Annotated in this window: 23 protein-coding genes and 2 pseudogenes; 22 read left to right on the forward strand and 3 right to left on the reverse strand. The window is 70.3% G+C overall.

Annotated features, from left to right (window positions below; translation table 11 throughout):
• Positions 1–126 precede the first annotated feature (126 nt).
• The 3 genes from ABT367_RS31180 (at position 127) to ABT367_RS31190 (ending at position 3,859) form a co-directional block, all read left to right on the forward strand.
• On the forward strand, positions 127–1,971 hold the full coding sequence (locus ABT367_RS31180; protein WP_352256622.1) for a carbamoyltransferase family protein: 1,845 nt from the start codon (positions 127–129) through the stop codon (positions 1,969–1,971).
• 40 nt (positions 1,972–2,011) lie between these two features.
• Entirely contained in the window at positions 2,012–2,188 is a 177-nt protein-coding gene (locus ABT367_RS31185; protein WP_352256623.1) for a hypothetical protein, read from the forward strand.
• Between the two features lie 93 nt (positions 2,189–2,281).
• The gene (locus ABT367_RS31190) at positions 2,282–3,859 is read left to right on the forward strand and encodes a class I tRNA ligase family protein (protein ID WP_352256624.1); all 1,578 of its coding nucleotides are present in this window, start codon (positions 2,282–2,284) and stop codon (positions 3,857–3,859) included.
• A gap of 11 nt (positions 3,860–3,870) precedes the next feature.
• Here the strand turns inward: ABT367_RS31190 and ABT367_RS31195 are convergent, their stop codons facing one another.
• On the reverse strand, positions 3,871–4,845 hold the full coding sequence (locus ABT367_RS31195) for a helix-turn-helix transcriptional regulator (protein ID WP_352256625.1): 975 nt from the start codon (positions 4,843–4,845) through the stop codon (positions 3,871–3,873).
• Positions 4,846–5,191: 346 nt separating this feature from the next.
• Between ABT367_RS31195 and ABT367_RS31200 the strand changes: the two genes are divergently transcribed.
• The 9 genes from ABT367_RS31200 (at position 5,192) to ABT367_RS31240 (ending at position 16,599) form a co-directional block, all read left to right on the forward strand.
• The gene (locus tag ABT367_RS31200; RefSeq protein WP_352256626.1) at positions 5,192–5,353 is read left to right on the forward strand and encodes a hypothetical protein; all 162 of its coding nucleotides are present in this window, start codon (positions 5,192–5,194) and stop codon (positions 5,351–5,353) included.
• 62 nt (positions 5,354–5,415) lie between these two features.
• Positions 5,416–6,306 (forward strand): dihydrodipicolinate synthase family protein, encoded by an 891-nt coding sequence (locus ABT367_RS31205; protein ID WP_352256627.1) that lies wholly within the window; start codon positions 5,416–5,418, stop codon positions 6,304–6,306.
• 35 nt (positions 6,307–6,341) lie between these two features.
• Entirely contained in the window at positions 6,342–7,631 is a 1,290-nt protein-coding gene (locus ABT367_RS31210) for an ATP-grasp domain-containing protein (protein WP_352256628.1), read from the forward strand.
• Positions 7,632–7,671: 40 nt separating this feature from the next.
• Positions 7,672–8,940, forward strand: a complete 1,269-nt coding sequence (locus ABT367_RS31215; protein ID WP_352256629.1) for an MFS transporter — start codon at positions 7,672–7,674, stop codon at positions 8,938–8,940.
• A gap of 134 nt (positions 8,941–9,074) precedes the next feature.
• Entirely contained in the window at positions 9,075–9,950 is an 876-nt protein-coding gene (locus tag ABT367_RS31220) for a trypsin-like serine protease (RefSeq protein ID WP_352256630.1), read from the forward strand.
• Between the two features lie 140 nt (positions 9,951–10,090).
• Positions 10,091–10,399, forward strand: coding sequence for a trypco2 family protein (locus tag ABT367_RS31225; protein WP_352256631.1), 309 nt, complete (start codon positions 10,091–10,093; stop codon positions 10,397–10,399).
• Positions 10,400–10,405: 6 nt separating this feature from the next.
• Complete coding sequence (locus ABT367_RS31230) at positions 10,406–14,389, forward strand: hypothetical protein (RefSeq protein ID WP_352256632.1); 3,984 nt, start codon at positions 10,406–10,408, stop codon at positions 14,387–14,389.
• Positions 14,390–14,434: 45 nt separating this feature from the next.
• Positions 14,435–15,172, forward strand: a complete 738-nt coding sequence (locus ABT367_RS31235; protein WP_352256633.1) for a GNAT family N-acetyltransferase — start codon at positions 14,435–14,437, stop codon at positions 15,170–15,172.
• A gap of 107 nt (positions 15,173–15,279) precedes the next feature.
• Positions 15,280–16,599, forward strand: coding sequence for a CehA/McbA family metallohydrolase (locus tag ABT367_RS31240; RefSeq protein WP_352256634.1), 1,320 nt, complete (start codon positions 15,280–15,282; stop codon positions 16,597–16,599).
• A 72-nt stretch (positions 16,600–16,671) separates the two neighbouring features.
• On the opposite strand, the gene ABT367_RS31245 is transcribed toward ABT367_RS31240, so the two are convergent.
• Positions 16,672–17,469: an AfsR/SARP family transcriptional regulator gene (locus ABT367_RS31245; protein ID WP_352256635.1), complete on the reverse strand. Its 798-nt coding sequence runs from the start codon at positions 17,467–17,469 to the stop codon at positions 16,672–16,674.
• A 119-nt stretch (positions 17,470–17,588) separates the two neighbouring features.
• Here ABT367_RS31245 and ABT367_RS31250 point away from each other — a divergent pair, with 119 nt between their 5' ends.
• The 6 genes from ABT367_RS31250 (at position 17,589) to ABT367_RS31275 (ending at position 21,987) form a co-directional block, all read left to right on the forward strand.
• Positions 17,589–18,122 carry a redoxin family protein gene (locus ABT367_RS31250; RefSeq protein ID WP_352256636.1) on the forward strand — a complete coding sequence of 178 codons (534 nt, stop codon included), beginning with the start codon at positions 17,589–17,591 and terminating at the stop codon, positions 18,120–18,122.
• A gap of 70 nt (positions 18,123–18,192) precedes the next feature.
• Positions 18,193–18,372: a hypothetical protein gene (locus ABT367_RS31255; protein ID WP_199545687.1), complete on the forward strand. Its 180-nt coding sequence runs from the start codon at positions 18,193–18,195 to the stop codon at positions 18,370–18,372.
• A gap of 91 nt (positions 18,373–18,463) precedes the next feature.
• Positions 18,464–18,997: a MauE/DoxX family redox-associated membrane protein gene (locus ABT367_RS31260; protein WP_352256637.1), complete on the forward strand. Its 534-nt coding sequence runs from the start codon at positions 18,464–18,466 to the stop codon at positions 18,995–18,997.
• 58 nt (positions 18,998–19,055) lie between these two features.
• A complete protein-coding gene (locus tag ABT367_RS31265; protein WP_352256638.1) occupies positions 19,056–19,616 on the forward strand; it encodes a TlpA family protein disulfide reductase in 561 nt (186 codons plus the stop codon).
• 29 nt (positions 19,617–19,645) lie between these two features.
• A complete protein-coding gene (locus ABT367_RS31270; RefSeq protein ID WP_352256639.1) occupies positions 19,646–21,505 on the forward strand; it encodes an ABC transporter ATP-binding protein in 1,860 nt (619 codons plus the stop codon).
• Complete coding sequence (locus ABT367_RS31275; protein WP_352256640.1) at positions 21,502–21,987, forward strand: S26 family signal peptidase; 486 nt, start codon at positions 21,502–21,504, stop codon at positions 21,985–21,987. Before ABT367_RS31270 ends, ABT367_RS31275 begins: the two co-directional genes overlap by 4 nt.
• A 22-nt stretch (positions 21,988–22,009) precedes the next feature.
• Here the strand turns inward: ABT367_RS31275 and ABT367_RS31280 are convergent, their stop codons facing one another.
• The gene (locus tag ABT367_RS31280; RefSeq protein WP_352256641.1) at positions 22,010–22,891 is read right to left on the reverse strand and encodes a sigma-70 family RNA polymerase sigma factor; all 882 of its coding nucleotides are present in this window, start codon (positions 22,889–22,891) and stop codon (positions 22,010–22,012) included.
• A gap of 81 nt (positions 22,892–22,972) precedes the next feature.
• Between ABT367_RS31280 and ABT367_RS31285 the strand changes: the two genes are divergently transcribed.
• The 4 genes and pseudogenes from ABT367_RS31285 to ABT367_RS31295 form a co-directional block, all read left to right on the forward strand.
• Positions 22,973–23,422, forward strand: coding sequence for a carboxymuconolactone decarboxylase family protein (locus ABT367_RS31285; protein WP_352256642.1), 450 nt, complete (start codon positions 22,973–22,975; stop codon positions 23,420–23,422).
• 317 nt (positions 23,423–23,739) lie between these two features.
• A pseudogene (locus tag ABT367_RS41495) lies at positions 23,740–25,023 on the forward strand (pectate lyase family protein); the annotation flags it as partial.
• A 3-nt stretch (positions 25,024–25,026) separates the two neighbouring features.
• A pseudogene (locus ABT367_RS41500) lies at positions 25,027–25,998 on the forward strand (pectate lyase family protein); the annotation flags it as partial.
• A 68-nt stretch (positions 25,999–26,066) separates the two neighbouring features.
• Positions 26,067–26,464: DJ-1/PfpI family protein (locus ABT367_RS31295; RefSeq protein ID WP_352256644.1), on the forward strand; the 398-nt coding region annotated here is incomplete at its 3' end.

Consider the following 26,464-nt stretch of genomic DNA (forward strand, 5'->3'; position numbering starts at 1 on the left):
CCGCGCCCGCCAGGCGGCGCGCCGGGCCGCGCGCAATGCGGCCAAGGGCCGCTGACCCGGCACCGGAGTGCCCGACGGCCGTCCCGGACCAGTACTCACCGACCTGCAGAACCAAGGAGCAGACTCATGTCCGATCCGGTGCTGGGCATTTCCGCCTACTACCACGACAGTGCCGCCGCCCTGGTGGTCGACGGTGTCCCCGTCGCCGCCGCCCAGGAGGAGCGCTTCAGTCGTATCCGGCACGACTCGGCCTTCCCCGCGCGCGCCATCAAGTACTGCCTCGATGAGGCCGGCGTCACCCTCGACGAGGTCTCCACCGTCGCGTACTACGAGGACCCGGCGCTGAAGTACGAGCGGGTCAAGGCCACCTTCCAGGGGGCGGCGCCGGGCGGATTCGCCTCCTTCCGCGCCACGATGCCCGAGTGGAAGTCGTGGAAGCGCGACACCATCGGCGTCGTCCGCCGCGAGCTGGCGGGCCTCGGCCTCGGCCGGGTCCCGGAGATCCACGTCCGCCGCCACCACGAGACGCACGCCGCGTCCGCTTTCTACCCGAGCCCGTACGAGTCGGCTGCCGTGCTCTGCATCGACGGCGTCGGCGAATGGGCCACCACCACGCTGTGGCACGGCCGCGGTACGCGGCTCGACGCGGTCTCCGAGATCCGCTTCCCGCACTCCCTCGGCCTGCTGTATTCGGCCTTCACTTACTTCTGCGGGTTCAAGGTCGACTCCGGCGAGTACAAGCTGATGGGCCTCGCGCCGTACGGCAAGCCCCGCTACGCCGACCTGATCCGCGAGAAGCTGATCGACGTCAAGCCGGACGGGTCCTTTCGACTCGACATGAAGTACTTCGCATACCTGCGCGGTCAGGTCATGACGGGCCGCGGCTTCGAGCAGCTCTTCGGCGGCCCGCGCCGCCTGCCCGAAAGCCCGCTCACGGAGCGGGAGTTCGACCTCGCGGCCTCCGTGCAGAAGGTCACCGAGGAGGTGGTGCTGCTGCTCGCCGAGCACGCCCGGAAGATCACCGGAGAGCGCCACCTCGTCATGGCCGGCGGCGTGGCCCTCAACTGCGTCTCCAACGGCAAGGTCATAAACGCCGGCATCTTCGACGAGGTCTGGGTCCAGCCCGCGGCCGGTGACGCCGGCGGCGCGCTCGGTGCGGCGCTCGCCGTCGCCTCGGACCGCGGCGCGCAGCGCACCCACCTCGGCAACGGCACCGACGGCATGTCCGGCTCGCTGCTCGGCCCCGAGTTCGACGACGACGAGATCGCCGCCTACCTCGACTCGGAGAACATCCCGTACACGCGCCTGACCCAGGAGGAGCTGGCCCGCGAGGTCGCCGCCGAACTGGCCAAGGGCAAGATCGCCGGCTGGTTCCAGGGCCGTATGGAGTTCGGACCGCGTGCGCTCGGTGCCCGTTCGATCATCGGTGACCCGCGGGACCCGGTGATGCAGTCCACGATGAACCTCAAGATCAAGTTCCGGGAGTCGTTCCGTCCCTTCGCGCCCTCCGTGCTCGCCGAGGACGCCAAGGACTACTTCGAACTCCACCAGGAGAGCCCGTACATGCTGGTGGTCACCGGAGTCTCGCCCGCCCAGCGGATCGAGCCCGATCCCAGCGGCGCCGATGGCGAGGCCAGCGGACTCGACCTGCTCAAGGTGCAGCGCTCCACCATCCCGGCCGTCACCCACGTCGACCATTCGGCCCGGGTGCAGACCGTCAGCGCCGAGCGCAACGCCCCGTACCACCGGCTGCTCACGGAGTTCAAGGAGCAGACGGGCTGCCCCGTCCTGGTCAACACCTCCTTCAACGTCCGCGGTGAGCCGATCGTGGCAAGCCCGGCCGAGGCGTACGCCTGCTTCATGCGTACCGACATCGACCTGCTCGCCGTCGGCAACTTCCTGCTGCGCAAGGAGGACCAGCCGAAGTGGCAGGAGGAGACCGACTGGCGCGAGGAGATCCCACTCGACTGACGCCTCGCCCCGGCTCTCTCCCGAATCCGACCAACTCCCCATGAACACAGAGAGAAAGGCCCCGCGAACCGTGCGCGCCGTACTCCTTGCCACCGTCTACTACCTGGTCGTCACGCCGATCGGTCTGCTCGCCAGGGTCACCCGCGACCCGCTCGACCGCCGTTGGGCCCCCGAGGCGGAGACCTACTGGACGACATCCACCCCGCGGTCCGTCTGACGCCCGGCTGTTCGGGCGAGGTCGAGAGCTTCGATCACATGGCCTGGGTCGAGGTGTGTCCTGGACCCGCCCTGCCGACTAAGGAATCCCGTCATGGGCTCGTATGGCTCGTACGTCATCACGAGCAGTGTGCCTTCGCCCGATTCGGATCCTCATCCCGGGCAACTGCTGGCGCTGCTCGGCGCAGACGTGCTCGGTCGCCATCTGAGTCTGCGTGGCCATCGGGTGCGACATGTCAGGTACTGCGCAAAGTGTCCCTGCCCCCCGCCGTGCCACGATCTGCCCGCGCTCACCGCGCAGGCGCGTGGGGAGCGTGTTCAGCGCTCTTTTCTCAGTTTGTGGCAGGCGGGGGTGTGGGAACAGCGCGAACTCCCGGGCCCGCGCTGTGAGCCCTGCGGTCGCAACCTCCATGAGACGGAGGTCCGCGGCCGCTGCGGGTACTGTGCCGCGCCCTGCAACGGCACGTACTGCCACATGTGCGAACGGCCACAGGATGCGGAGCACCTCGCCGCACTGCGGTGTGTCCGGTGTGGGCAGGTGCCCGTGCGAACGACCACGCGCCGCCTGGTCCTCCCTCTGGAGCGTTGGCGTGAGCGGCTGGTGGCGTATCACGCCATGGACCGGGCTCAGGCCCGGGAACCGGAGGCGGTGGGGGGCCGGCGGCAGCGGGCTGTCCTCCACACCTACCTCTCCGAGTTGCTCGGCCGTGAGCTGCCCGCAGTTCCGGTCAGCCAAGAGGACGGCCACGGTGTGCCGATTCCGCTGGCCGGCTGGAAGGGTCATGTCCTCGACAGCTGGTTCAGCGGAGCCGTGGGGTATGCCGAGGCAGTTGCGGCGAGCCTTGGGCGGACGGGGCAATGGGAGGAGACGTCCGGGCGGTCCCGCGTCGAAAAGGCCCCGAGGATCATCGACTTCGCAGGGGTGGGACAGGTGTTCTCCCACGCTGTGCTCAGACCTGTGGTCCTTCTCGCACTGGGTGCCCCCGAGCTGCCGAACGTGGTGGTGGGCCACGAGGCCGCCCGGCCGCCGGCAGGCACTCCGTCTGCCGGCCGCGGCACCCCCGAGGAAGCGCCCGATGCTGACGCGCTGCGCTTCCACCTGTGCCTCACGGGCTTCGGGCCGGAGTGGGGAACTGCCTCGGCACGGGCGTACGCCGACACCGTCGCCACTGTGCTGACGGGAGGTCTTGAGACGTGGACCGATACGGTCCTCGATCTGCTTGCCGAGGATTTCGGCAGTACCGTCCCCGCGGCCGCCCCGGAAGGCCCGCCGGCGGCCGAGCGCGGCGAGTTGATGCGGCGCGCTGAGAGGTCGCTGGCAGCGGGGTCCTTCTCCCTGCAGCGCGCCGCCGAGGAGTTCGCCACGGTGGTGGACCGGGCCGTTGCCGACCTGCAGCCACTGAGGCGGCTGCGTGCCGCAGGCCGGTACTCCGCGTACGAGGCACGGCTGGTAGCGCATGTGGAGCTCCTCGCGTCCTGCGCCGTGGCGGCCGGCCCGCTGATGCCGGGCTGGTCCGCCTTCCTCACCGGACATCTGAGCATCGGGCCGGACGAGGAACGCGGGCGTATGCGCTCACCGGCTGCCGGGGGCACCACCCGCCTCGTGCCCGCCGGGGCGAGACTTCCCGAATCCGTACCGGCCTATTTTCACGAGCACATGCAAGTCCCGTAGCACGCAGGGGTTCAGATGTACCCGTGTTCGGCGGCACGCTGCCCGAGCTGGAACCTGCTCTGCGCGTCCAGCTTCTCCATCAGCTCGGAGATCAGCCGTCGCTCACTGCGCAGGGATATGCCGAGGCGCCGGGCAGCGGCCTCATCCGTGTACCCCTGGGCAAGTAGCCGCAGCAGTTCACGTGGGTGTGAGCGCGGGTCGTCCAGGCTCTTGCGGGGCATCTCTCCGAAGGGCAGCGCCGTGGCCCACACCGCCTCGAACAAGGCGAGGAAGGTGGCGACCGCTCCGGGCTGTCGCAGCAGTACCGCGCCGGCGGAACTGTCCGCCGGGTCGATCGGCACCATGGCCAACTCCCGGTCGGCAATCCACAGTCGCACCGGCAGGGTCGGCGCGGTACGTACCTCGGCATTGCGTTCCGTCAGCCACTGAGCATGTTCCAGAGTGTCAGGGTCGTTGCGGATGGAGTCCAGATACACCGAGCGGATCTTGACACCGCGTGCGAGTGGTTCGGCATTGGCCTGTTTGCTCGCTTCGAGGACTTCGGAAGTCTGCGCGCCTCCGGGGACGAAGGCCAGCGACTCGGTACGCGTCCGTGTGGCCAGGTCGGAGATCCTCGCGCGCACCGCATCCGCGCCCTGCAACTGCTCGACCTCCAGCTCCTTGTCGCTCTCGTGCTGCGCGGTGTACTGCGCGAGGAGCGTCTCGGCAGCTGCCCGGCTCCGGGCCAGCTCCCGCTTCCGCTTCGCGATCTCGGCCTGCTGGAAGGCGAGCAGAGTGTCCATGGCGGCCTTCGGACCCACCACATGCAGCCGGTTGTTGCTCCGCCAGGACGGCGTGAGCAGCCCCAACTGGGCCAGCTCTTCCAGTGCTTGGGTCTTCGACGGACCGAACTCGTCGACAGTCCTCTGCACGGAACAGCCGGGTTGGCTGAGGATGAACCGGTAGATACAGTCGGCCTTTTTGGTCAGCCCGAACGATGTCAGCACGCTGGCAGCTCCTCGGTCAGTCACCGCGGAACCCGGCGGTGCATGGCGAGAGCCGGCGTCTTTGGCGGCCCTTCCTTCTCCTTGATCGCGCGACAGCCTTCTGTCATGCGTCGCCATGAATGCCCCCCACTCATGTCGGCGCGCAATTCTGATCAAGGATCGAGGTCGATGCAACCCCGTGTCCGGTATCCGGACGCTGGTGGTGCGGCCGAACTGACACAGTTGTGCCCCGTCAATTCATGCCATCGCTTTGTCCTGTCCGCCGGCCGGACGGCCCGGCAGGATCTGTCCCTGCCGGGAAGTCGCCGGTGCTCACCAGTTCAGATGTGCAATCGAAGAGGAATCCATGCTCCGCATCACCGCCATGTCCGCCGTCGCCGTTGTCCTCGCCGTGATCTCCATCGGTGCGAACGCACCCACCGTCGCAGGGCAGCAGTCTGTAGCCGACCGGACCGCTGTGGCTGACGCCCCCGCGATGCTGAGCAACAACGAGCACACCTGGGGCTGACCCGGTCTGTGCCGCCTTCGATGCGAACCGGACGACCAGCGAAGACATAAAGGGCTCTCAGTATGTTCACCGGTCTCAGCGCATTCCCTCTGACACCCTTCCTGGGCACACGCGTGGACGAAAGGGCGTTCACGGGCCTCGTCTCCAGGCTCACCGCCGCGGGCGTCGATCTGATCGGGGCACTCGGATCCACCGGCAACTACGCCTACCTGAGCCGGGAGGAGCGGGCGCATGTCGCGCGGCTGGCTGTAGACGTTGCGGAAGGCACGCCGGTCATGGTCGGCATCGGTGCACTGCGCACCTCTGATGTGCTGGCGCTGGCAGAAGACGCGCAGCAGGCCGGCGCGCGCGCCGTGCTGCTCGCGCCGATGACCTACCAGGCGCTGACCGCGGAGGAGGTGTTCGGCCTCTACGAGGACGTCACCCGCGAACTCTCCGTTCCGCTCTGCCTCTACGACAACCCCGGCACGACCCATGTTGATCTGTCCGACGAGTTGTACGCCCGTATTGCCCAGCTGCCGAACGTCGCCTCCGTAAAGATCCCGGGAGTGCCGGAAGACCCCGGTGCGGCAGCGGACCGTATCCAGGCACTTCGCAAGGTGCTGCCCGAGGCGACCACGATCGGTGTGAGCGGCGACTGGTATGCAGCAACGGGACTGAACGCAGGGTGCGATGCCTGGTACTCGGTTCTGGGAGGCACTTTCCCCCAGGCTGCGCTGGACATCACCCGCGCCGCTGCGGCACGTGACGCCGCACGCGTATCCGCGCTGTCCGACCGGCTGGAGCCCATGTGGGCCCTCTTCCGGCGGCACGGCAGCCTGCGCGTCATGACAGCCGCGGCCGAGCAGCTCGGGCTCATCGCGGAGTCCAGCCTGCCGCGCCCGCTGAGAAAGCTCGACAGGGCGGTGTACCAGGAGGTCGCCGCTGCGCTCGACCTCACCGGCCTGGCCTGACCACGCCCTTTCGCATGTACGAGGAGAAGTCACACATGGCCCACGTGGTCTTCGTCGACAGCACGGCTCCCACCCTTACGGCGCTGGAAACGGCAAAGGAGATGGGGCATTTCGTCACCTTCATCCGCCCTGCGGACGCCTCGGCTCTGAAGTTGAGTTCGCTGTCGCGCGAGCGCATCGAGTCCGCCGAGAAGTCAGTGGACCAGGCAGTGGTGGTCGACCGACTGGAAGCGGATCTGCTCGGCGCGCTGCGCCGGATTCATGCCGAGCGCAGGATCGACGCACTTCTGACCACGTCAGAGCTTGCGGTGATACCCACGGTCCGGGCGGCGGAAGAGCTCGGAATCAGGGCGACCTCCACGCTTTCCATGGAGACGGCGGTCACCAAGGACCTCTGCCGGGACAGTCTGCGCGAGGCGGGAATCCGTTCGGCGCGCCATTTCCGGGCGGAGATCCGGGAGCAGGCGGTTGAAGCCGCGCGCAGCCTCGGCCTTCCTCTTGTTATCAAGCCCAGCCGCAGCGCGGGGAAGGAGGGGGTCGCGATCATCCGGGAGGAGCGTGAGCTCAGTGACTATTTCGACGAATTGCCCTCGTCGCGGCGCGCGATGAGCCAGACCGTCGCCACCTTGGTCAGTACTCGGCTGCTCATGGAGGAGTATATCGAGGGAGTTCTTCATTCTGCCGAGATCATCGCCAATGACGGTGATATCGAAGTTTTCATGATTGCCCGCCGTGAGCAGGCGACGAACAACCCGCTCTACGAAGTGGCGGCCGTCCTTCCCGCGGGCCTGACGGATGTCGAGCAGCGCGAGGTCAAGGAGTACATGCAGGAGATCTTCTCCCGGCTCGGGCTGACGGTCGGTGTATACCACGTCGAGTTCATCATGAGCGGCGATGGTCCTGTCCTCGTGGAAGTGAACGGACGGATCATGGGCGGCATGGCGCCCTTCGTCTACCGCCACATCACAGGACTGGACCCGTTCCGATTGCTCGTCCAGGAACATCTGGGGGAGAAGCCGCACGTGCCGCGACCGCCGTTCGGCTCCGCGGGTATCTCCATCGCGCTGGGCAGCGTGTCCGGCGGGATTCTTCCCGACGGCGTGGAGGAACAGGTCGAGAAGGTGAAGCAGAAGTATCAGCCGCTGGCCTCCTCGTTGAACCTTCGCAGCGGGCAGCGCATCCCGAAGCAGCTGGGAAATTTCACCGTCTTCGGATTCTGCTGTCTTCCGGCGGAGACGACGGAACAAGCACGGGCCCGTGGTCTTGAACTGATATCGGACCTGGAGAACGTACTCGGCTTCGACATAGCGAAGTACGCACTTTAGTGGCGCCCTTGACGGAGGAAACAAGGCAGGGGGAGCTGTTGTGAGTACATCGCATGCCGAGCGGTCGGAGGAAATGGCCGCGCAAGCCGGGGACGGCCTCCGGGTATGGCGGACTCTGCTGACGAGCCGAAACTTCCTCCTTCTCTGGGCGGCGATGCTGGTCAGTTCGACGGGTACGTTCTTCCTTGTCCTCACGGTCTCCGCGAACCTGCTGATCGAGAACGATTCCGGATTCAGCGCCTCGGCCGTGTTCGGTTTCCAATGGATCCTTCCCGTCCTGCTGGTGGGGGTGATCCGGCGCGCCTGTGATGGGCGGCGGTTGCGCCGTACCGTCATGGCCTGTGAGCTGGGAAACGGTCTGGTCTCGCTGGCCATCGGCGTTCTGTCCGGCCACGGCGTCCTCAGTCTGCTGCTCGTCTGCTTCCTGGTGCGCGGACTGTTGGAAGGCATCACCAAGACCGCGCGAGTGGTGTACACCCGGCAACTCTTCGGCGGCCCGCTCCTGAAGCCGGCCTCGTACGTGTTCAACACGTCGATGCTCCTGGGCGGAGGCGCGGGCGGAGTGCTCGGCAGTCTGATCGGCGACCGTGTGTCGCTGCTGACGGCGGGAGCCCTGAGTGCGGCGGCTTTCATGGTGTCCGTGGGCTGCTACGCCCTGTTGCCGCAGGTGTCGGTCCCCAGGCCGGACAAGGGGGGCAGGGCCGGCACATGGATCCAAGTGCGCAGCGCGCTGCGGGGGCAGCGCCGACTGGCTCTCTCTGTCGTGTACTTCGTGGTCGCGGTGGGTGTTCTCCAGGGATTCCACAACGTGGCCCGTACGGTGATTCCCGTCCGTGTGCTGGACCTCGGATCGTCCGGTGTCATGAACGTGCAGGTCTTCGGCGGTGCCGCACTGCTGCTCGGCGCGGTCGCCGTACCTGCTCTGCTGCCCCGGCTGAGCGCACTCCGACGCTTGAGTCTGTGGATCCTTCTGGCGTCCGCGGTGGCGATGGGCCTGGCCCCGCATGCCGCAGGAGCGGCCACGCTCTACGTCTCGTACTTCGCCTATCTGTTCCTGTTCGAGTTTCTCTTCATCGCGTCACAGGGCCACATGATCCAGGAGGCGGCGCCCGACAAACTGGTCGCCCTGACCACCTTCACCAACGCGGTGGGCACCAGCGTGATGATCGTCGTGACTCTGCTGGCCGGCGCTCTGTCGGATGTCATGGACTTCGGCGTGGTGGGCGTGGTCCTGGCCGTCCTGGTGGCCGTCGCGGGATATGTGAGCGAACTGATTGCCGGCCGGGCTCAACCCCTCCGGGTTCAGTAGGGCCCGTTACGCAAACTCGGGTCGTTGACCCCTCAGCCTCCGGCCGGCCCGCCCCTTGCGGAACGTGAAGTGTGGGCGCTTCACTGTGCTTCCCCCACAGGGCAATCCCGTCCCACTTACCAGAGGGGTTCGACTTGTCCCGTATACGCGCTGCCACGGCTGTCACCGCAGCGGCCTGCGCCTCCGTGCTCGCCGTCGCCGTACCTTCGTCGGCGATCAACTCCTACAACGCCACGCCCGCCCCGGAGCGCACCGAGGTCGGTGCGCTCGTCGCGACCTGGGATGCCGACGGCGACCCGGCGACTCCCGACCGCGTGGACTGGGTGTGTTCCGGCACCATGGTCGACGCCGATACGTTCCTCACCGCGGCGCACTGCACCACCGACTGGCCCGAGAACGTGAAGTTCTACGTCTCCCTGGAGCAGGACGTGCAGGGTGCGCTCGACAGGGCGGCCCAGCAGTATCCGGGCGATCCCACCGCGGTCGCGAAGGCCGTCGCGGTGCCGGGCGTCGAGCATCACGACCCCGGCTATCCGGGACCGGCGTCCGACACCCGTGACATCGCCGTCGTCCAGGTGTCCGCCACCGCGATCAAGGCCCGCTGGTCCTTCACGCCCGCCACGCTGCCGAAGGCCGGCCAGCTGTCCGCGCTCGGCGCGAAGGGCCTGAACTCCACGGACTTCGTGGTCGCCGGATACGGCACGCAGGAGGCCCGGCGCGGCCCCGGCGGCCACACCCACCCCGGCGGGGGCGTGCGCATGAAGGCCCCGGTGACCTTCAACGCGCTCAACGACGCCTGGGTGCGCCTGGCCATGACCGCGCCGCAGGGCAACGGCGGTGCGTGTTACGGGGATTCCGGCGGGCCCAACTTCGCCACGCTGGGCGGCAAGCGGACCCTGGTGTCCACGACGATCACCGGCGACACACCGTGCTACGCCACCAACGTCACGTACCGCCTCGACACCCCGGGCGCACGCGCCTTCCTCGCGCCGTTCGTGGCTCTGCCCTGACGGATCTCGCGCCGGCCCGGCAGGACAAGTGCCTTGTCCTGCCGGGCCGGCCACGTCTGTCGCGCAACCGGAGCGGTTGGTTCTTCGTCCTTGACTGGCAGGGGCGGCATCGGGAGATAACCCATCAAGGCGGGGGCGTCATGTCGGGACTGGAGCTGACCGCGGTGGTCGATGCGATCCGTGAGCAACTCGGGGAATCCATGGGCAGATCCGTCGGTCAGCGGATCCAATTCGAGCTGGGCGACATCGAGTTGGAGTTCACGGTCACCGTGACCGAGGACGACAGGCGGGACGGCAGCGTCAAGGTATGGGTGGTCGGTGCGGGTGCCAGCCACGGGAGTTCGACCGCCACGGCGCATCGCGTCAAGCTCGTGCTCAAGCCCAAGGACACCGTGGACGGCGGGTCGCCTCATGTGTCGGACCCTTCGGTCACCGGACTCCCCAGGTAGCCGCGGGTGATCGACGGCCGGGTCGTGGAGGTGTGGTGCGACGGCGGCTACGGTTCGGGCTATCTGGTGGGCCCGCGGCATGTGCTGACCGCGCTGCATGTGGTCGCCGTCGGGGTGCGCGACACGGACCGGATCTTTCAGGAGGCTCCCCGCGCCGTACGCCACCGCAAGAGCATCCTGACGCGGTCCGCGGCAGGCGGGGAGTGGCGCGAGGCCACGGTCGTCTGGCCGGCCCCCGACGGTACCGACGCCGATGACGTGGCCCTCCTGGCGATCGAACAGCCCGTCTCGGAGCCGGAGCCGGAGCCGGAGCGGGAGCCGGACGCGGCGAGCGGCCGTGAACCCGGTGTCCGCTGGGGGCGGTTGACCACCCTGTCCACAGACGTCCGGTGCGAGTTCACCGGGTTCGCCGCCGCCCAGTCGTACGAGACGGAGACGCCCGGGACCTTGCTCAGAGACCTGGAGCGGATGCCGGGCAGCATCGTTCCCGGCACCGGCACGCGGGCCGGATACCTCTTCGTGCGGCCGGATCACTCGCTGAGCCGGGCAGCCTGGCAGGGCATGTCGGGCGCGGCGGTGCTGTGCGACGGACTGGTGACCGCGGTGGTCCTCGCGACCGGGCCCGCCGGCGACGGCCGGCTGGTCTGCCGCCCGGTGGACACCCTGTTCGCCGACCAAGGATTTCGCGCGGCACTCGGCACCGGCCTGTCCGTCGAACCAGTGGAGTTCAGTCCCTTTCTCGCCGGGCCCGCGCGCCGTCCCGCCGGCTCGTTCTCTCCCGTGTCGCTGTTGCGGGCCGAGAACAAGGCCGCACGGTTCCACGGACGGGAGGACGAGCTCCGCCGGCTCATGGACTGGTGCGGCGAGGAGGCAAGCCCGCCGGTCCGTATGCTCAGCGGCCCGGGCGGGCAGGGCAAGACCCGGCTCGCGCTGGAGCTGATGACGCGCCTCGGTGCCGACTGGAGCTGCGGATTCCTGGAGGCGACGACCGCCGCGGACACGGCGGCCGTCGCCGGGCTGATCAAGCGGGCCGCCCGGCCCACGCTCCTCGTCGTCGACTACGCCGAGACCAGGCCGCGCCGGGCACTCGACCGCCCAGGGCAGATCGAGGAACTCGTCGGCGCCATGGTCTCGGCCGCGCACGGAGTACGGCTCAGGCTGCTCCTGATCTCGCGTTCGGCGGGGGACTGGTGGGAACAGATCCACCGTCAATCAGCCGGGTCCGGCGAGGTGTTGCGGGCCGCCGAGGTGGTGGAGCTCGCCCCGCTGGAGCGCTCGGCGCAGGGCAGACGGCAGCTCTACGTGGACGCTTGGCAGGACTTCGCCGTACGGCTCGAGGCAGCCCTGCCCGGACGGCGGCGCCCGGAGCTCCGGCCGCCCGATCTGCGGCACGAGCGGTACGACGCGGCACTCGCCATCCAGATGGAGGCGCTCGCCGCCCTCCTCGAGCCCGCGCGCGACATCAGCGCCCGACGGGCCGAGGAGGTGATCCTGGAGCATGAGGAGCGGTACTGGAACAGGGCGGCAAGCGCGTCGGGCATCGAGGTGCACGAGCGCACCCGGCGGCGGGCCGTGGCGGCGGCCGCACTGTATGGCGCGGCCGACGAGCCGCAGGCGGAGCGGCTGCTCGCCGCACTGCCCGGACTCTCCGCGACGAACGAGGACCAGCACCTGCGCATCCGCCTCTGGCTGAAGGACCTCTACCCCGCGCCGAGCGGGGAGGCCGGCGCCTACTGGGGGTCGCTGCAGCCTGACCTGCTCGCCGAGTACCTCGTGGCGGACGAGCTCAGGAACGGCGCGGATCTGCTCGGGACCGTGGTGGAACGCTGTGCCGCCCGGCAGATACGCAGAGCGCTCACCGTGCTCGCCCGCGCCGGGCTGCACCAGCCCGACATGGACGACCGTCTGCGGGCGTTGGTGCCCACCCTGGGGGAGAACCTGCCGGAAGCGGTACGGGTGGTCGCCGAGACGGAGAACCCGGGGCCGCTGCTCGACGCCCTGACCGGGCTCGACCGCGGCGGACTCGGGACGGCGGAACTCGTCCGCCTGACCGACGCGATACCGCTCCACAGCCAGCGGCTCGCCCACCTCGCGGCCGAGATCGGCGCGGACATCACCGCCCACTGGCGCCGCGCGGTGGCCGCCGACGGATCGGAGGCGAACCGGCGCCGGCTGGCCGAGGCGCTGCAGGACGAGAGCGCGCGGCTGGAGGGCGTGGGCCGCCGCGGGCTTTCGTTGCGCAACCTGGAGGAGGCCGTCGCGCTACGGGAGGCGCTGCCGGCCGACACAGCGGAACACCGTCGCGAACTGGCGGGCCTGTACCAGGCGTTGACGGTGGAGCTGGCGGAGAACGGGCGCACGGAGGACGCGGCCCGGTGCGCTCAGCAGGCCTTCGAGACACTCAACTCCCTTGCGGACGACGATCTTCCCCTCTGGTCCCTGCTCCGCGCGGTCGGCACACTCGGGCTGCGGTTGATGGAGCTGGGCAGGCACGAGGAGGCGGTGAAGCGCATCCGATGGGTCACGGACTCCTACGGCGCGATCATCGCGGCCACCGAAGCCGAACACCCCGGGGACCAGGCGGCCACCTTCGACCTGCGTGCCGACCGTGCTCGATGGCAGACGAATCTGGCCGCGGCGCTGCACCACGCCGGCCGCCGCGAGGAGGCGCTGGCCGAGGGCGAACGGGTCGTGGCCGTCCGCCGTGAACTGGCCGCGGCGCGCCCGGACATCCATCTGCCGGGCCTGGCCCTCTCCCTGCACAACCTGGTCGGCTTCCGCTCGGTGGCACACGACCCGGGAGCCATAGCGGCCGCGTACGAGGCGGTCGAGGTCTACGAGTCCCTGACCCGAGGCAACCCGGCGGCTCATCTCCACCACTTCGTCTCGGTGGTGCGCAGCTTCATGTCCCTCAGCATCAGGACTCCCGGCGACTGCTCGCGCCAAGTGACACAGGTGTCCGTGCTGGTCACCCGGCTCTACGGCCATCTGCGGGAGTCCAAGCCCTGGGTGTACCTGCCGGCGCTCGTCGCGACCGTGCAGCTGCCGACAACCGACCCTTCGGGTGAGGAGAAGGCCGTGCACATGGTCATGGACCATGGCACGGGCGAGCCCGGCGACGTTCGGCAGGCGGACGAGGCCGTCAGCCTGTACCGCAACCTCTGCAAAGTCGAACGTCGGCTCTACGAGCCCTACCTCGCCAGGGCGTTGACGGCGCTGGCCGATCACCTGGACTCGGCGGGTGATCCGTCCGGTGCGCTGAAGACGATCGAGGCGCTGATCGTGCTGCAGCGTGCCCCCGTGGACCGGTCCGACGAGGCGCGTTCCCACCTGCTGTGGGCCGTCAACGACGCGGTGCGCCGCCTTGCCGAGGCCGAACGGTACGACGAGTCCGTGCCGTACGCCCGTGAACTGGTCGCCGTACTGCGGGAGATCTCCGAGCCGGCGGACGTCGAGTGGCGGACGGACATGGCGGCCGCGCTCTACACGCTGTTCAACATGGTGGAGCGGTCGTCCGAGGTGCAGTACTCCCTTGAGGAGATGGTGGAGTTCGCGCAGCTGTGCGACGGGCTCGTCGGCGACCTCGGCAACGACGTGCTCGAGGCGTTCGCGGCCAAGCTCGCCGGCCTGATCGGGCTGGTCACGGAGAACGACCGCCCGCAGGCCGCGGTGGCCCTCGCCGAGACGGCGTTCCGCCTGGCCACCGCCCTGTACCGGCGCACCCGGGAAGGCGGGGGACGGGGCCTGGTCCCGCCGCTGTTGATGCTCGGTGAGTGCTACCGGCTGGCCGGGCGGGTGGGCGATGCGGTCCGTGCGCTGGTGCAGGGCATCGTGTACGCGCGTCAGTTGGGACTGTCCGCCATGGAGGCGCAGGCCTGGGAGGCCCTGGCACTGGCCGTGCGGGCGAACCGGCAGGAGGCGGAAGCCGCGTGGTACGGGGCCGTCCAGGATGCTCCGTTCCCCGAATTCCGTTTCGGCGGGAACGGGTGATCAGTAGGTTGGGGCGTCGACCTGCGGAGTGAAAGTGAGTGGTCCATGACCCGTGCGATCGGTGAGGCAGCCGCCAGGCGCCAGGCGCGGAACTCCGCGGCCTTCTGGGCCGCGACCGGGAAGTCCCGTGGGCATGAGGTGGTGCGACGCCGCGGCTTTCTTGCCGTGCTCGGTGATGAGCGGGCCGGGACGCGGTTCCTGGTGCAGGAGCCCGATCTCGACCCGGCGGAGCTCGCCGAGTTGACCGAGCTGGCGGAGCAGGCGGGCGGTCCGGTGGATGCCGAGGACCCGTTCGGTGCGACCGACCTCGGCCACCTGGGCTTCCGGAACTGGCAGATGCCGGTGATGGTGCGCGAGCCGGGTCCTGTCGCGCCGCCCGCGATGCACGTGACCCGTGTACGGCAGCCCCAGGACCTGTACGCCGCCGAGCGGATGGTGATCGGGGGCTTCGGGCTCGACCGGTTCGAGCCCCACCGTCCCGGGGAGTTGTTCCCCCGGGCGCTGCTCGAGCAGCCGGGCGTGGACGTGTTCCTCGCCGTGCTCGACGGTGAGCCGGCCGGTGCCTGTGTCACCGTCGTCGACGAGGGGATCGGCAGCCTCTACTGGGTCGGGACCCCGGCCGAGCACCGCTCCCGCGGTGTCGGGCGGGCCGTCATGCTGGGTTCGCTCGCGCCCATGGCGGAACTGCCGGTGACGCTGACCGCCTCACGGCTCGGACGGCCGCTGTACGAATCGCTCGGCTTCACCGCCCTCACCGACTCCACCTGGTGGGCCTCCAAGTGAGGGCAACGCCCGTACGGCCACGGTGAGTTGACGCGTACGGAAGTGTTCGCCCGGTCGTACGCTCCGGGCCGTATCGCCCTTGGCATGCTCGCGCTAGCTTGCGCGCCATGACTCCCCACCACGCGCACTCATGCGACCACGGACACGACCGCGACCGCGACCACGGACGCGACCGCGACCACGGACACGGGCACGCCGGGCCCGCCACCCCGTACGGCCATGTCGATCACCACCACGGAGGCGTCGGCAGACGGGCCCTGCTGTCCTCCGCCGGCGGGCTCCTGATGCTCGCCGCCATGCCCGGCACGGCGCGGGCCGCCCATGCGACCCAGGCCGGCTCCGCGGTGCCGCTCGTCGCCGCCTCGCGTACCTCGAAGCTCACGCAGGGCACCACGCTCGTCCATGCCGATATGCACAACCACACCGTGATGTCCGACGGTGACGGCTCGGCGCAGGCCGCGTTCGGGTCGATGCGCGAGGCCGGGCTCGATGTCGCGGCGCTCACGGATCACGCGACCCTGTTCGCCATCGACGGGCTGAGCTCGGGGGAGTGGAACACCCAGGGCCAGCTCGCGGACGCGGCCAACGACCCCGGGCAGTTCACCGCGGTGCGCGGCTTCGAGTGGTCGAGTCCGCTCGAGGGTCACATCAACGTCTGGAACACCGGCGACTTCGCCGATCTGCTCAGGGCGGCGGGCCCCGGCAACCTGTACAACTGGCTGGCCGCCCGGCCCGGCGGACTGGCCAGCTTCAACCATCCCGGGCGTGAGCCGGGCCGGTTCAACGAGTTCGCCTTCAAGCCCTCGGTGCTCCAGCAGATGGTCGGCCTGGAGATGTTCAACCGCACCGACGACTACCTCTTCGAGGGCTGGTCGTCCGGCAAGTCCTCACCCCTGTGCGTCTGCCTCAACTCCGGCTGGCGGCCCGGTCTCACGGGCGTCACCGACGAGCACGGCACCACCTGGGGGTTCCACGAGGGCAAGGGCCGCAGCGGTCTGTGGGTCACCGAGAACACCCGTACCGCGGTCTTCGAGGCGATGCGCGCCCGGCGCTCGTTCGCGACCCGGGTCTCCGGGCTGCGGGTGGACGCCACCGCCAATGGCGTACGGATGGGCAGCACCATCCCGCTCGCCTCCGGCGACGTCCGCTTCCTGGTCGACATCGACCGCGGCCCCGACTGGGACGGCAAGCCCCTGCGGGTGCAGGTGCTCAGGCCCGGTACGCAGGCCCCGGCGGTCGTCGACGTGGTCGACACGGTGAACGGCGCCGTCGCCGACCTCACCGTGCCGCTGAACGCCGCCGACGGCGACTGGGTGGTCCTGCGCATCTCCGACCCGGCCGTGGCCAACGGCACCCCGGGCCCGGCGGGCCACGCCTGCAACGACTTCGGTGTCGCATATACGAGCCCCTGGTGGCTGCAGCCCTGATCGCCGCACCATCGTGAGCCGCCCCGGCGGAGTCCCGTCATACGGCGCCCAGCGCGCCCCGGCGGAGTCCCGTCATACGGCGCCCAGAGCGCCCCGGCGGAACAGCCCGGGGTTCACAGGGCCGTCGCGCAGGATCGTGGCCTGGAGGTCCTTGAGTTCGCGGGTCAGGTCGAGGCCCAGCTGGGCCGTCATCCGCGCCCGTGCCGACGACAGGACGTGCAGCGCGTCCGCGCGGCGGCCGCATGCGTAGAGGGTCGCCGCGCGGAAGGCCAGGAGCTTCTCGTGCTGGGGGTGGGCCTCGGTGAGGCGGGCGAGCTCCGCGGCCAGCGGCCAGTAGTTGCCCAGTTCGAACTCGGCGGCCACGTGCAGGAGTTGGGCCGTCAGATGCAGCTCGCCGAAGGACGCGCCGACTCCGTGGCGTATGCGGTCGGAGGCCACGTCGTCGAGCACGGCGCCCCGCCATTCCGCGAGGGCGAGCGAGGCGAGGCGAGACACCTCCTGCGGGGCCGTGGCGCGCTGGGCCCGGTCGAGAAGGTGGGTGAATCGGTGCAGGTCGACCAGTTGGGGGTCGCCGGCCAGGGTGTACGTGGAGCCGCTGCGTAACAGCCGTACGGAGCCGTCGCCGCCGCCTTGGCGCAGGCTGGCCCGTAATCGGCAGACATCCACGTACAGATCGGCCCGGGGGCGCGGACGTTCGTCCTCGTCCGACAGCAGATCGATGAGCCGGTCCATCGGCAGCGGGCGGCCGATCTCCACCAACAGCAGGCCCAGCAGCAGGCGTTCGCGGCGGCGGCCGATGGCGGTGGGGCGTCCGTCGACGGTCCATTCGACGGTGCCGAGCACTCTGAACTGCGACCCCGTGGCAAGCATGGCCGCATCATGCTCACCTCGTCATGTTCCTGGCAAGATCTTGGCATTCTCCCGACAGGCACCACCTTTCACACTGATCCCTCCTGCATCTGCGCCCATCCGCGCCAGGGGGTTGGAACGTGCCTTTCGTCATCGCCGGTCTGGTGCTCGTCGGCACCATCGCCGCGCTCAACGTGGTCCTGCTCGTCGTCATCCTGCGCCGCTGGCAGGAGCTCGAGGCCGTACGCCGCCGTGACGGCTTCGCGGGCCAGGGCCCTCAACCGGGCGACCCGCTACCGGAGTTCAGCTCCACCGCGCTGAGCGGAAGGACCCTGACCCAGGACGACCTGCGCTCGGGCGAACTGCTGCTCGGCGTCTTCTCGCACGACTGCCCGTCCTGTACGGACAGCCTCCCCGACTTCGCCGAGCAGGCCGACCGCGCCCGTGCGTCGGGCGGCCGGGCCGTGGCCCTCGTGATGGGGGAGGAAGCCGGCGACAGCGCGCTGACCGGTCTGCTCGCGGACACCGCGGACGAGATCGTGGTGCACCCCGAGGCGTCCTCGCTGTTCCGCGCCCTGCAGGTGCCCGCGTTCCCCACGATCCTGCGCTACCAGGACGGTGTGGTCACCGCTGATTCGGCCGCCGACCGCGAACCGGTGCCGGCGGCCTCCTGAACCCCGGTGCGGCTGCTGACCGCGCCGCACCGCGGAGTACGCACATCCCACTCACAGGAAGAGGAGAACCATGCGCACACTCAAGGCCGGTGCCGGCCGCCTGATCGAGCGGATCCTGCCCAAGGCCGAGGCGGAGGCGGGCTGCCCGCCGGACTGCTGGACGGAGTGGAGCACCAGTGCCCAGCGTTGTCGTCGCTGCTGCTACACGGCTCGGTGCGGCGTGAGCTGCGGTAGCTGGGACTACTGCTGATACCCGCGGGGCGGGCCGCGTGCGGCCCGCCCCGTTCCTCCCGCCCGCTCCGTATGCGGCCCGCCCGGCATACCTGCCCTCGGAGTCACCCATGTCCGACCTGCTGCTCGTCTGCCGTCTGACCTTGATCTGCGTGCTCGCCGTGGCCGGCCTCGCCAAGCTCCGCGACCGCCGCCGGTTCGCCGCCGCACTCACCGGCTTCACCTTCGTGCCGGCCGCCGCGAGGCCCGCGCTCGCGGTCCTGGTCCCGGTGGCCGAACTCGGCGCCGCCGTACTGCTTGCCGTGCCCGGGACCCTCGCCGTCGGGCTCGGCCTCGCCGCCGTCCTGTGCGCGGCGTTCTGCGCGGTGGCCGTCGCGGCGATGCGGCGCGGCACCGCCGTGGGCTGCCCCTGCTTCGGCAGCAGGACCACGGTGCCGATGGGGCCCTGGCACGTCGCCCGCAACGCCGTCCTCACCGCGCTCGCGCTGCTCGGCGGCGCGATCGTGCTCGGCCAAGGTGGCTCGACTCCCTTCGGTGTCCCGGCAGTTGCGCTCGCGGCGGCCGCCGCCGGCTACCTCACCGTGTTCGCCGTCTTCACCGACGACCTCGCCGCCTTCTTCTCCGCCCCGGCCGGGCAGCGCTGACTCGTCCCGGCCCGAACCACCCCGCGCCGCCCGGCCCCCGCCGAAAGGACGACCACCCGTGAGCCACGCCGTCGCCGGCCTCGCCCTGCTCGCCGCGATCACCCTCGCGAACGCCCTCCTCACCGTCGCGGTCGTCAAGCGCTGGCGGGCCGCCGTCACCGCACCGGCCCAGGCTCCGGCCGCCGCACCCCCGGGGCCGCCCGTCCTCGCCGTACAAGAGGGTGACCAGGCACCGGAGTTCACGCTGCACACACCCCAGGGCGACCTCGCCGCGTCCGGCCTGGCCGGCCACCTTGCACTGGTCTGCTTCCTGCGCCCCGACTGCGGCCCCACCCGCGAGAGCCTTCCGGCGGTCCGACGGTGGGCCGAGGCGAACGCCCCCTCGGGCGCGCGGGTCGTCGCGGTGATCAACGGGGCGCCCGACGCCGCAGGACCGCTGCTCGAAGCGGTGGGCCCCTTCACGGAGCTGACGGTGGTCGAGGCGCCGAACGGTCCGCTCGCCGAGACCTTCGGCGTGCGCCACCACCCGTCCTTCGTCCTCCTGGACGCGGACGGAACCGTCACCGAGACGGGCATCGGGAACGGCTCCCTGACGGCGCTCGACCTCGTCACCGTATGAACGACCGTGAGAGCCGTAAAAGCGACCGTATGAACGACCGCGAAGGCGAGCCCGAGCAGCGACAGGCCGGCGTACTGCGCGGCCTCGCCGCCGTCTTCGCCCTCACCCTGCGCGCCTGCCCCGGCGCCCTCGCCGCCCGCGTCACCACGGTCGTGATCGCGGGCGCGGCACCCATCGCCGCGTCCTGGCTGCTCAAGTACGTGGTGGACCAGCTCACCTCGCCGCACGTCCGCGTCGCGGACCTCACCTGGGCCGCCGCCGGTATCGGCCTGCTCACCGTGCTGCTCGCCGCGGGCTCGGCCGTCGCCTCGTACGCCGACGCCCGCATCCGGCGGGCCACCGCCACCCGCGCCCAGAGCGATCTGCTTGAAGCGGTCAACAGGCTCAGCGGTCTGTCCCGCCTCGAACAGCCCGCCTTCCACGACCGCCTCCAACTCGCCATCCAGAGCGCGCAAGGCGCCGAACGCCTCGTCGGCGCCGCACTCCAGGGCGCCCAGTCCCTCCTCACCCTGACGGGCTTCCTCGGCAGTCTGCTGCTCATCAGTCCCACCCTGGCCCTGATCGTGGTGGCCGCGGCCGTCCCCGCCCTCTTCGCCCAGCTGGCCAACAGCCGCCACCGGGCGGACATGTTCTGGCGCACCAGCAACCTCGCCCGCCGCCAGATCTTCTACCGGGGGCTGCTCACCGACACCCAGGCCGCGAAGGAGATCCGCCTCTACGGGCTCGGCTCCTACTTCGCCCGGCGTCTGCGCGAGGACCTGGACGGCATCAACGGCCAGGAGGAGCAGCTCGACCGCCGCCTGGTCCGCCATGAGACGGCGCTCGCCGTGCTCGGCGCGGCCGTCTCCACGGGGGCGCTCGTCTGGGGCGTGCACCAGGCCGCCACCCACGCCCTGACCGCCGGCGACGTCTCGCTGCTCGTCGCCGCACTGGCCGGAGTGCAGTCCGCCCTCATCGGCCTGGTCGGGTGCATCGCCCAGAGCCACCAGACGGCCTTGCTGTTCGGCCATTTCCTGTACGTCACGCAGGTCGAGGACGACCTTCCCGCACCGGCCGCCCCGATCGAACCGCCGCCCCTGAGCCGGGCCATCGAACTCCGTGACGTCTGGTTCCGCTACACCGACGACGGACCGTGGATCCTGCGCGGCGTCGACCTGACCATTCCGTACGGCACGAGCCTGGCCGTCGTCGGCCTCAACGGTGCCGGCAAGAGCACCCTCGTGAAACTGCTCTGCCGGCTCTACGACCCGCAGCGCGGCAGCATCCTCTGGGACGGCACCGACCTCAGGGACATGCCCGCCGACCTGCTGCGCCGACGGATCAGCGTCGTCTTCCAGGACCCCATGGAGTACGACCTGACCGCCGGCGAGAACATCGGGCTCGGCGATCTCGACGCCCTGCGCGATCCGGCCCGTATCCACGCCGCAGCCGCGGACGCGGACATCCACACGGCACTCGCCCGCCTCCCGCAGGGCTACGACACCATGCTCAGCCGGATGTTCTTCCCCGACGACACCGAAGAGAGCGCACCCGGCGTCCAGTTGTCGGGCGGCCAGTGGCAACGGCTCGCGCTCGCCCGGGCCCTGATGCGCTCCGAACGCGACCTGATGATCCTCGACGAGCCCGGCACCGGCCTCGACGCGGTCGCCGAACGCCATATCCACGACCGGCTCACCGCACTGCGCCAGGGCGCGACGAGCATCCTCGTCTCGCACCGCATGGGCACCGCACGCGCCGCCGACCACATCGTGGTCGTCGCCGACGGAACCGTACGGGAGGCAGGTACGCATGGGGAGTTGATGTCGCTGGGCGGCGCCTACGCCGAGCTGTTCACGACACAGGCCGAGGGGTACGCCGTGGACCAGGGTGTCGAGGAGACCGTCAGGTGACCGCGGCGCTGCTCCTGGGCGCGGCCGGACTGCCGCTGCTCGCCCTGCTGTTGATGCGCGGACGCCTGGTGGCCGTGACCGTCCGCGGGTACAGCATGTCGCCGACCCTCATGCCCGGCGACCGGGTCCTGATGCTGCGCGGCCGGCGGCGCCTCGCCTCCGGGCGGATGGCCGTCGTGGTCGCCCCGCACCCCGAGCACGGCTGGCGTCCGCCCGCCGGGGACACGCCCGTCAGTTGGTACGTGAAGCACGTCGTGGCCGTCGCCGGAGAGCCCGTACCCGACTGGGCCCACCGGTGCGCGGGACCCCGCGTACCCCCGCGCATGCTTGTGCTGCTCGGCGAGCGCCCCGGCTCCTCGGACTCCAAACAGTGGGGCTACTGCCCCGAGGACAAGGTCATCGGCACCGTCCTGGTCCGGCTCCGGGCGGCCGGGCGGGCGGATGCGCCCGCCGCGCCGGACGCCACGGGAACCGGGCCGTAGGGTCTGATCCGCACGAACAGCCCTAGGGCATCGGCAGATCCAGCCGCCCGAGCCTGACCGGGTCGCTCACCACCGAGATCTCGGTGATCCGGCCGTCCGCGACCGTGAACGCGAGCACCGACATGACCCGGCCGTCCGCACCCCAGGCGACAAGCCCGAGGCGGCCGTCGACCAGCGCCGGGCGCCCGACCGTGGCGCCGCCCGCGCCGAAGCGGGCGTTGGCCGCGACCTTGGTGGCGCCGAGGACCACGACCGGCTCGCCCCCGGTGTCGACGCTGAGGCGGACCTCGGGGTCGAGCACGCGCAGGAGTTCGTCGAAGTCTCCGCTGCGGGAGGCCGCCAGGAAGGCGCGGACCACCGCACGCTGCTCGGGCCCGGTCTCCTCGGGACGCCCGGCCGACTGCACCTTGCGCCGGGCACGGCTGGCCATCATCTTCGCCGCGTCGGTCGACTTGCCGAGGATCCGGCCGATCTCGTCGAACGGCACCGCGAACAGGTCGTGCAGGACGAACGCCAGCCGCTCGTTGGGCCCGAGCTTCTCCAGTACGACGAGGAGCGCGGCCCCGACCGAGTCGGCGAGCGCCGCGGTCTCCTCGGGAGCGTGCGCGGGGTCGGCGTCGAAGGTCACCACGAGCTCCGGCAGCTGATCGTCGTAGGAGGGCTGAGGCTGGGTCTTCCGCGAACGCAGCACGTCCAGGCTGAGCCGGCTGACCACCGTGGTCAGCCAGCCGCCCAGGTTGTCGATGGCGTCCGGGTCCTGCCGCGAGAGCCGCAGCCAGGCCTCCTGGACCACGTCCTCGGCGTCCGCGTGCGAGCCGAGCATCCGGTGGGCGACCGCGTGCAGCCTGCCGCGCTGGTCCTCGAAGGCCTGCGCCACCGGCTCGGCCGGGCGGGGTTCGGGCATGTCGTTACCTTCCTGCGAAGTGCTCCGTCATGGGTGATGACGGGCCCGAACGGGTCCGGGTAACGAGTGAGGAGCATCCTGATGGAAGCACGTATGAAGAGCGCGCCGAACCCCGACGTGACCACCGCGATCCAGCACCTGTACAAGGCGATTGGCGCCGGCGGTGTCGATCACCGGGTGCTCAGCCTGGTGCATCTGCGCGCCAGCCAGATCAACGGCTGCGCACCCTGCGTCCACGCCTCGGTGACCGCGGCGAAGAAGGCGGGCGAGACGGACGAGCGGCTGCACGCCGCGGGCACCTGGCGCGAGACGCCCTTCTTCACCGACGAGGAGCGGGCCGCCCTCGCGCTCACCGAGGCCGCCACCCGTATCCAGGACGGCGCCCCCGGAGTGACGGACGAGATCTGGGACGCGGCCGCCGGCCACTTCACCGAGGAGCAGCTGGGCGCGATCACCCTGGAGATCGCCATGACCAACTTCTTCAACCGCATCAACCACACGATCCGGGAGCAGGCCGGCAAGACCTGGTAACTCCGTATCCGTCAGCGGCAGTTGGCGTTCCCCCAGGTGGACGGGCCCTGGGGGAACGGAGTTTGTCAGAGCCGTTGACGAATACCCCTGCCCGCCCTAGCTTCGTCGCGTCCTTCGCCATATCTCATATACGAGACGCGATATCTGATCCGAGACGAGGCTGACGCATGAGAGCGGGACACAGGAGAGCGGCGTGGAAGGTTTCGGTCCTCGCGCTGGGTGCTTTGCTGGTCGCTTCGGGCGCGGTGCAGGCCGACGGCCGGCAGTCGGCGGACGTGGCTGCACGGTCGGCGGATGCGGCTGCACGGTCGGCGGACGTGGCTGCACGGCCGGGGGATACGGCCGTACGGTCCGCCGCCGGCACCCCCGTACGGGACGAGTCCCGTGACCTCGGCCGCGAGGTGCTGCCCGAAGGGGACGGCTGGGCGAGCCAGGGCGGCGGCACCACGGGCGGCGCCGCCGCGGACGACGCGCATGTCTTCACCGTCCGCACCCGCGCCGAGTTGGTGCGCGCCCTGGACGGCGGCAGCGACACCCCGAAGATCATCAAGGTCGCGGGCACGATCGACGCCAACACCGATGACCGGGGCCGCCCGCTCGACTGCGCGGACTACGTGACCGGCGGCTACGACCGCGCGGCCTATCTGAAGGCGTACGACCCCCGCACCTGGGGCGCGGCCAAGCCCTCCGGACCGCAGGAGGAGGCCCGTGCCGCCTCCGCCGCCCGGCAGGCCGAGCGCGTGGAACTCGCCGTCGGCTCCAACACCACGATCGTCGGCCAGGATTCCGGCGCCGTGCTCGAGGGCGGCAGCCTCCAGGTGGAGAACGCGGACAACGTCATCATCCGCAACCTCGAAGTACGCGACGCCTACGACTGCTTCCCGGCCTGGCAGCCCAACACCGGCGGCCTCGGCGACTGGAAGTCCGCGTACGACACCATCTGGCTGCGCGGCGCCACCCACGTCTGGGTCGACCACGTCACCGCGAGCGACGGCGACCGCCCCGACGCACGCGAGCCCGTGTACTTCGCCCGCCCCTATCTGCGCTACGACGGACTCCTGGACATCACCAACGGCGCCGACCTGGTCACCGTCTCATGGAGCGTCTTCGACGAGCACGACAAGGCGATGCTGATCGGCAACGGCGACGGGGTCACCACCGACCGCGGCAAGCTGCGCGTCACCCTCCACCACAACCGGTTCAAGTCCGTGGTGCAGCGCGCTCCGCGCGTGCGCTTCGGCCAGGTGCACCTCTACAACAACCGCTACGACATCCCGGACGGCCGCGAAGGCGACTACCGCTACTCGATCGGCGTCTCCACCGAGTCGCGGATCGTCGCCGAGAACAATGCCTTCACCGCCCCCGCCCACATCGAGGTCGCGGACCTGGTGAAGAGCTGGAACGGAACGGCGCTGAGCCGGCGCGGCAACGAGTTCAACGGCTTCCCCGTCGATCTGCTCGCCATCTACAACGCGTACAACTCCGGCAGCGAGCGCGATCTCGTCGCCGACGTCGGCTGGACACCGGAGCTGCACGGCCCGATCGACAGCGCGCGCGAGGCCGCACGGGACGTGGCCCGCCAGGCGGGCGCGGGCCGCCTGAGCATGTCCGCCCCCTCAACTGCCGTCGCCACTCCCGTAGTTGCCACTGGCCGTACCGCCGACGCGAGCGCCGCCACGCTCCGGCACTCCGACCGCCCCCACGGCTTCGCCTCCCTCGCCGGCGGCACCACCGGCGGTGAGGGCGGCAGCGTCGTCACCGTCCGCACGCAGGCCGACCTGGCCAGGTACGCGGCCGCGCCCGAGCCGTACGTCATCCGGATCGCGGGCGCGATCGAAGTGGCGCCCTTCGGCTCGGACATCGTGGTGGCCTCCGACAAGACCCTGGTGGGCGTCGGCACCTCGGGCGAGATCGTGCACGGCGAGCTGCACCTCAACCCCGGCACGAGCAACGTCATCATCCGCAACCTCACCATCCGCGACTCGTACGTCGAGGGCAACTGGGACGGCAAGACCACCGACTTCGACGCGATCCAGATGGACTCCGTCCACCATGTGTGGATCGACCACAACCGCCTGACGCGCATGGGCGACGGACTGCTCGACATCCGCAAGGACAGCGACTACATCACCGTGTCGTACAACCGCTTCGAGAACCACAACAAGGCGCTCGGCATCGGCTGGACCGAGAACACCAGGACCCGGATCACCATCGACCACAACTGGTTCCTCGGCACCAAGCAGCGCAACCCGTCGGCCGACAACTGCGCGTACGCGCACCTCTACAACAACTACCTGTCGGCCCAGGTCGAGGACGGCGATCCCGTGTGGACGTACGGGAACTGGGCGCGCGGCACCACCAAGATGGTGATCGAGAACAGCTACTACGACGGGGTGCAGCACCCCTACCAGGCGGATGCCGAGGCCGAGTTGGTGGAGCGCGGCTCGGTCCTGAAGGACACCACGGGCCGTCATGACGAGTGGGGCGCGGCCTTCGACCCGCGGTCCTTCTACAGCTACCGGCTCGACCCGGCGCAGGCGGTACCGGCACTGGTCCGCGCGTTCTCCGGCCCGCAGTAGGAGTCACGCCCTCCGGCGCGGGCGCCCGGGCTTCCCGGGCGCCGCGCACCGCCTAACCTCTCCCTGTGCCAGCTCCCCGCCTCCACCGCGTCGCCGTCCTCGTGCTCGAAGGCGCCAAGCCGCTCGATGTCGGGATCCCCGCGCAGGTGTTCACGACCCGCGCGAGCATGCCGTACGAGGTGCGGGTCTGCGGGGCGGCGCCCGGGCTCGTGGCGGGCGGCGACGGGCTCGCGTACTCGGTCGCGCACGGGCTCGACGCGCTGGAGTGGGCCGAGATCGTCTTCGTGCCCGGCTATCGGTTCCCGGACCGCGAGGACCCGCCCGGCAACGTCGTGGACGCACTGCTCGGCGCCCATGAGCGGGGCGCGCGGCTCGCCGCGATCTCGACGGGCGCGTTCGCGCTGGCCGCCACCGGGCTCCTCGACGGACGGCGCGCCACCACCCACTGGCACTACACACGGGC

It is taken from the genome of Streptomyces mesophilus, assembly GCF_040300965.1.
Taxonomy (GTDB): Bacteria; Actinomycetota; Actinomycetes; order Streptomycetales; family Streptomycetaceae; genus Streptomyces; species Streptomyces mesophilus_A.

Excerpts from the sequence above, each read along its gene's own strand:
- ABT367_RS31180 (WP_352256622.1), top strand. The coding sequence starts at position 127 with ATGTCCGATCCGGTGCTGGGCATTTCCGCCTACTACCACGACAGTGCC.
- ABT367_RS31185 (WP_352256623.1), top strand. The coding sequence starts at position 2,012 with ATGAACACAGAGAGAAAGGCCCCGCGAACCGTGCGCGCCGTACTCCTT.
- ABT367_RS31190 (WP_352256624.1), top strand. The coding sequence starts at position 2,282 with ATGGGCTCGTATGGCTCGTACGTCATCACGAGCAGTGTGCCTTCGCCC.
- ABT367_RS31200 (WP_352256626.1), top strand. The coding sequence starts at position 5,192 with ATGCTCCGCATCACCGCCATGTCCGCCGTCGCCGTTGTCCTCGCCGTG.
- ABT367_RS31205 (WP_352256627.1), top strand. The coding sequence starts at position 5,416 with ATGTTCACCGGTCTCAGCGCATTCCCTCTGACACCCTTCCTGGGCACA.
- ABT367_RS31210 (WP_352256628.1), top strand. The coding sequence starts at position 6,342 with ATGGCCCACGTGGTCTTCGTCGACAGCACGGCTCCCACCCTTACGGCG.
- ABT367_RS31225 (WP_352256631.1), top strand. The coding sequence starts at position 10,091 with ATGTCGGGACTGGAGCTGACCGCGGTGGTCGATGCGATCCGTGAGCAA.
- ABT367_RS31235 (WP_352256633.1), top strand. The coding sequence starts at position 14,435 with ATGACCCGTGCGATCGGTGAGGCAGCCGCCAGGCGCCAGGCGCGGAAC.
- ABT367_RS31240 (WP_352256634.1), top strand. The coding sequence starts at position 15,280 with ATGACTCCCCACCACGCGCACTCATGCGACCACGGACACGACCGCGAC.
- ABT367_RS31245 (WP_352256635.1), bottom strand. The coding sequence starts at position 17,469 with ATGCTTGCCACGGGGTCGCAGTTCAGAGTGCTCGGCACCGTCGAATGG.
- ABT367_RS31255 (WP_199545687.1), top strand. The coding sequence starts at position 18,193 with ATGCGCACACTCAAGGCCGGTGCCGGCCGCCTGATCGAGCGGATCCTG.
- ABT367_RS31260 (WP_352256637.1), top strand. The coding sequence starts at position 18,464 with ATGTCCGACCTGCTGCTCGTCTGCCGTCTGACCTTGATCTGCGTGCTC.
- ABT367_RS31270 (WP_352256639.1), top strand. The coding sequence starts at position 19,646 with ATGAACGACCGCGAAGGCGAGCCCGAGCAGCGACAGGCCGGCGTACTG.
- ABT367_RS31280 (WP_352256641.1), bottom strand. The coding sequence starts at position 22,891 with ATGCCCGAACCCCGCCCGGCCGAGCCGGTGGCGCAGGCCTTCGAGGAC.
- ABT367_RS31285 (WP_352256642.1), top strand. The coding sequence starts at position 22,973 with ATGGAAGCACGTATGAAGAGCGCGCCGAACCCCGACGTGACCACCGCG.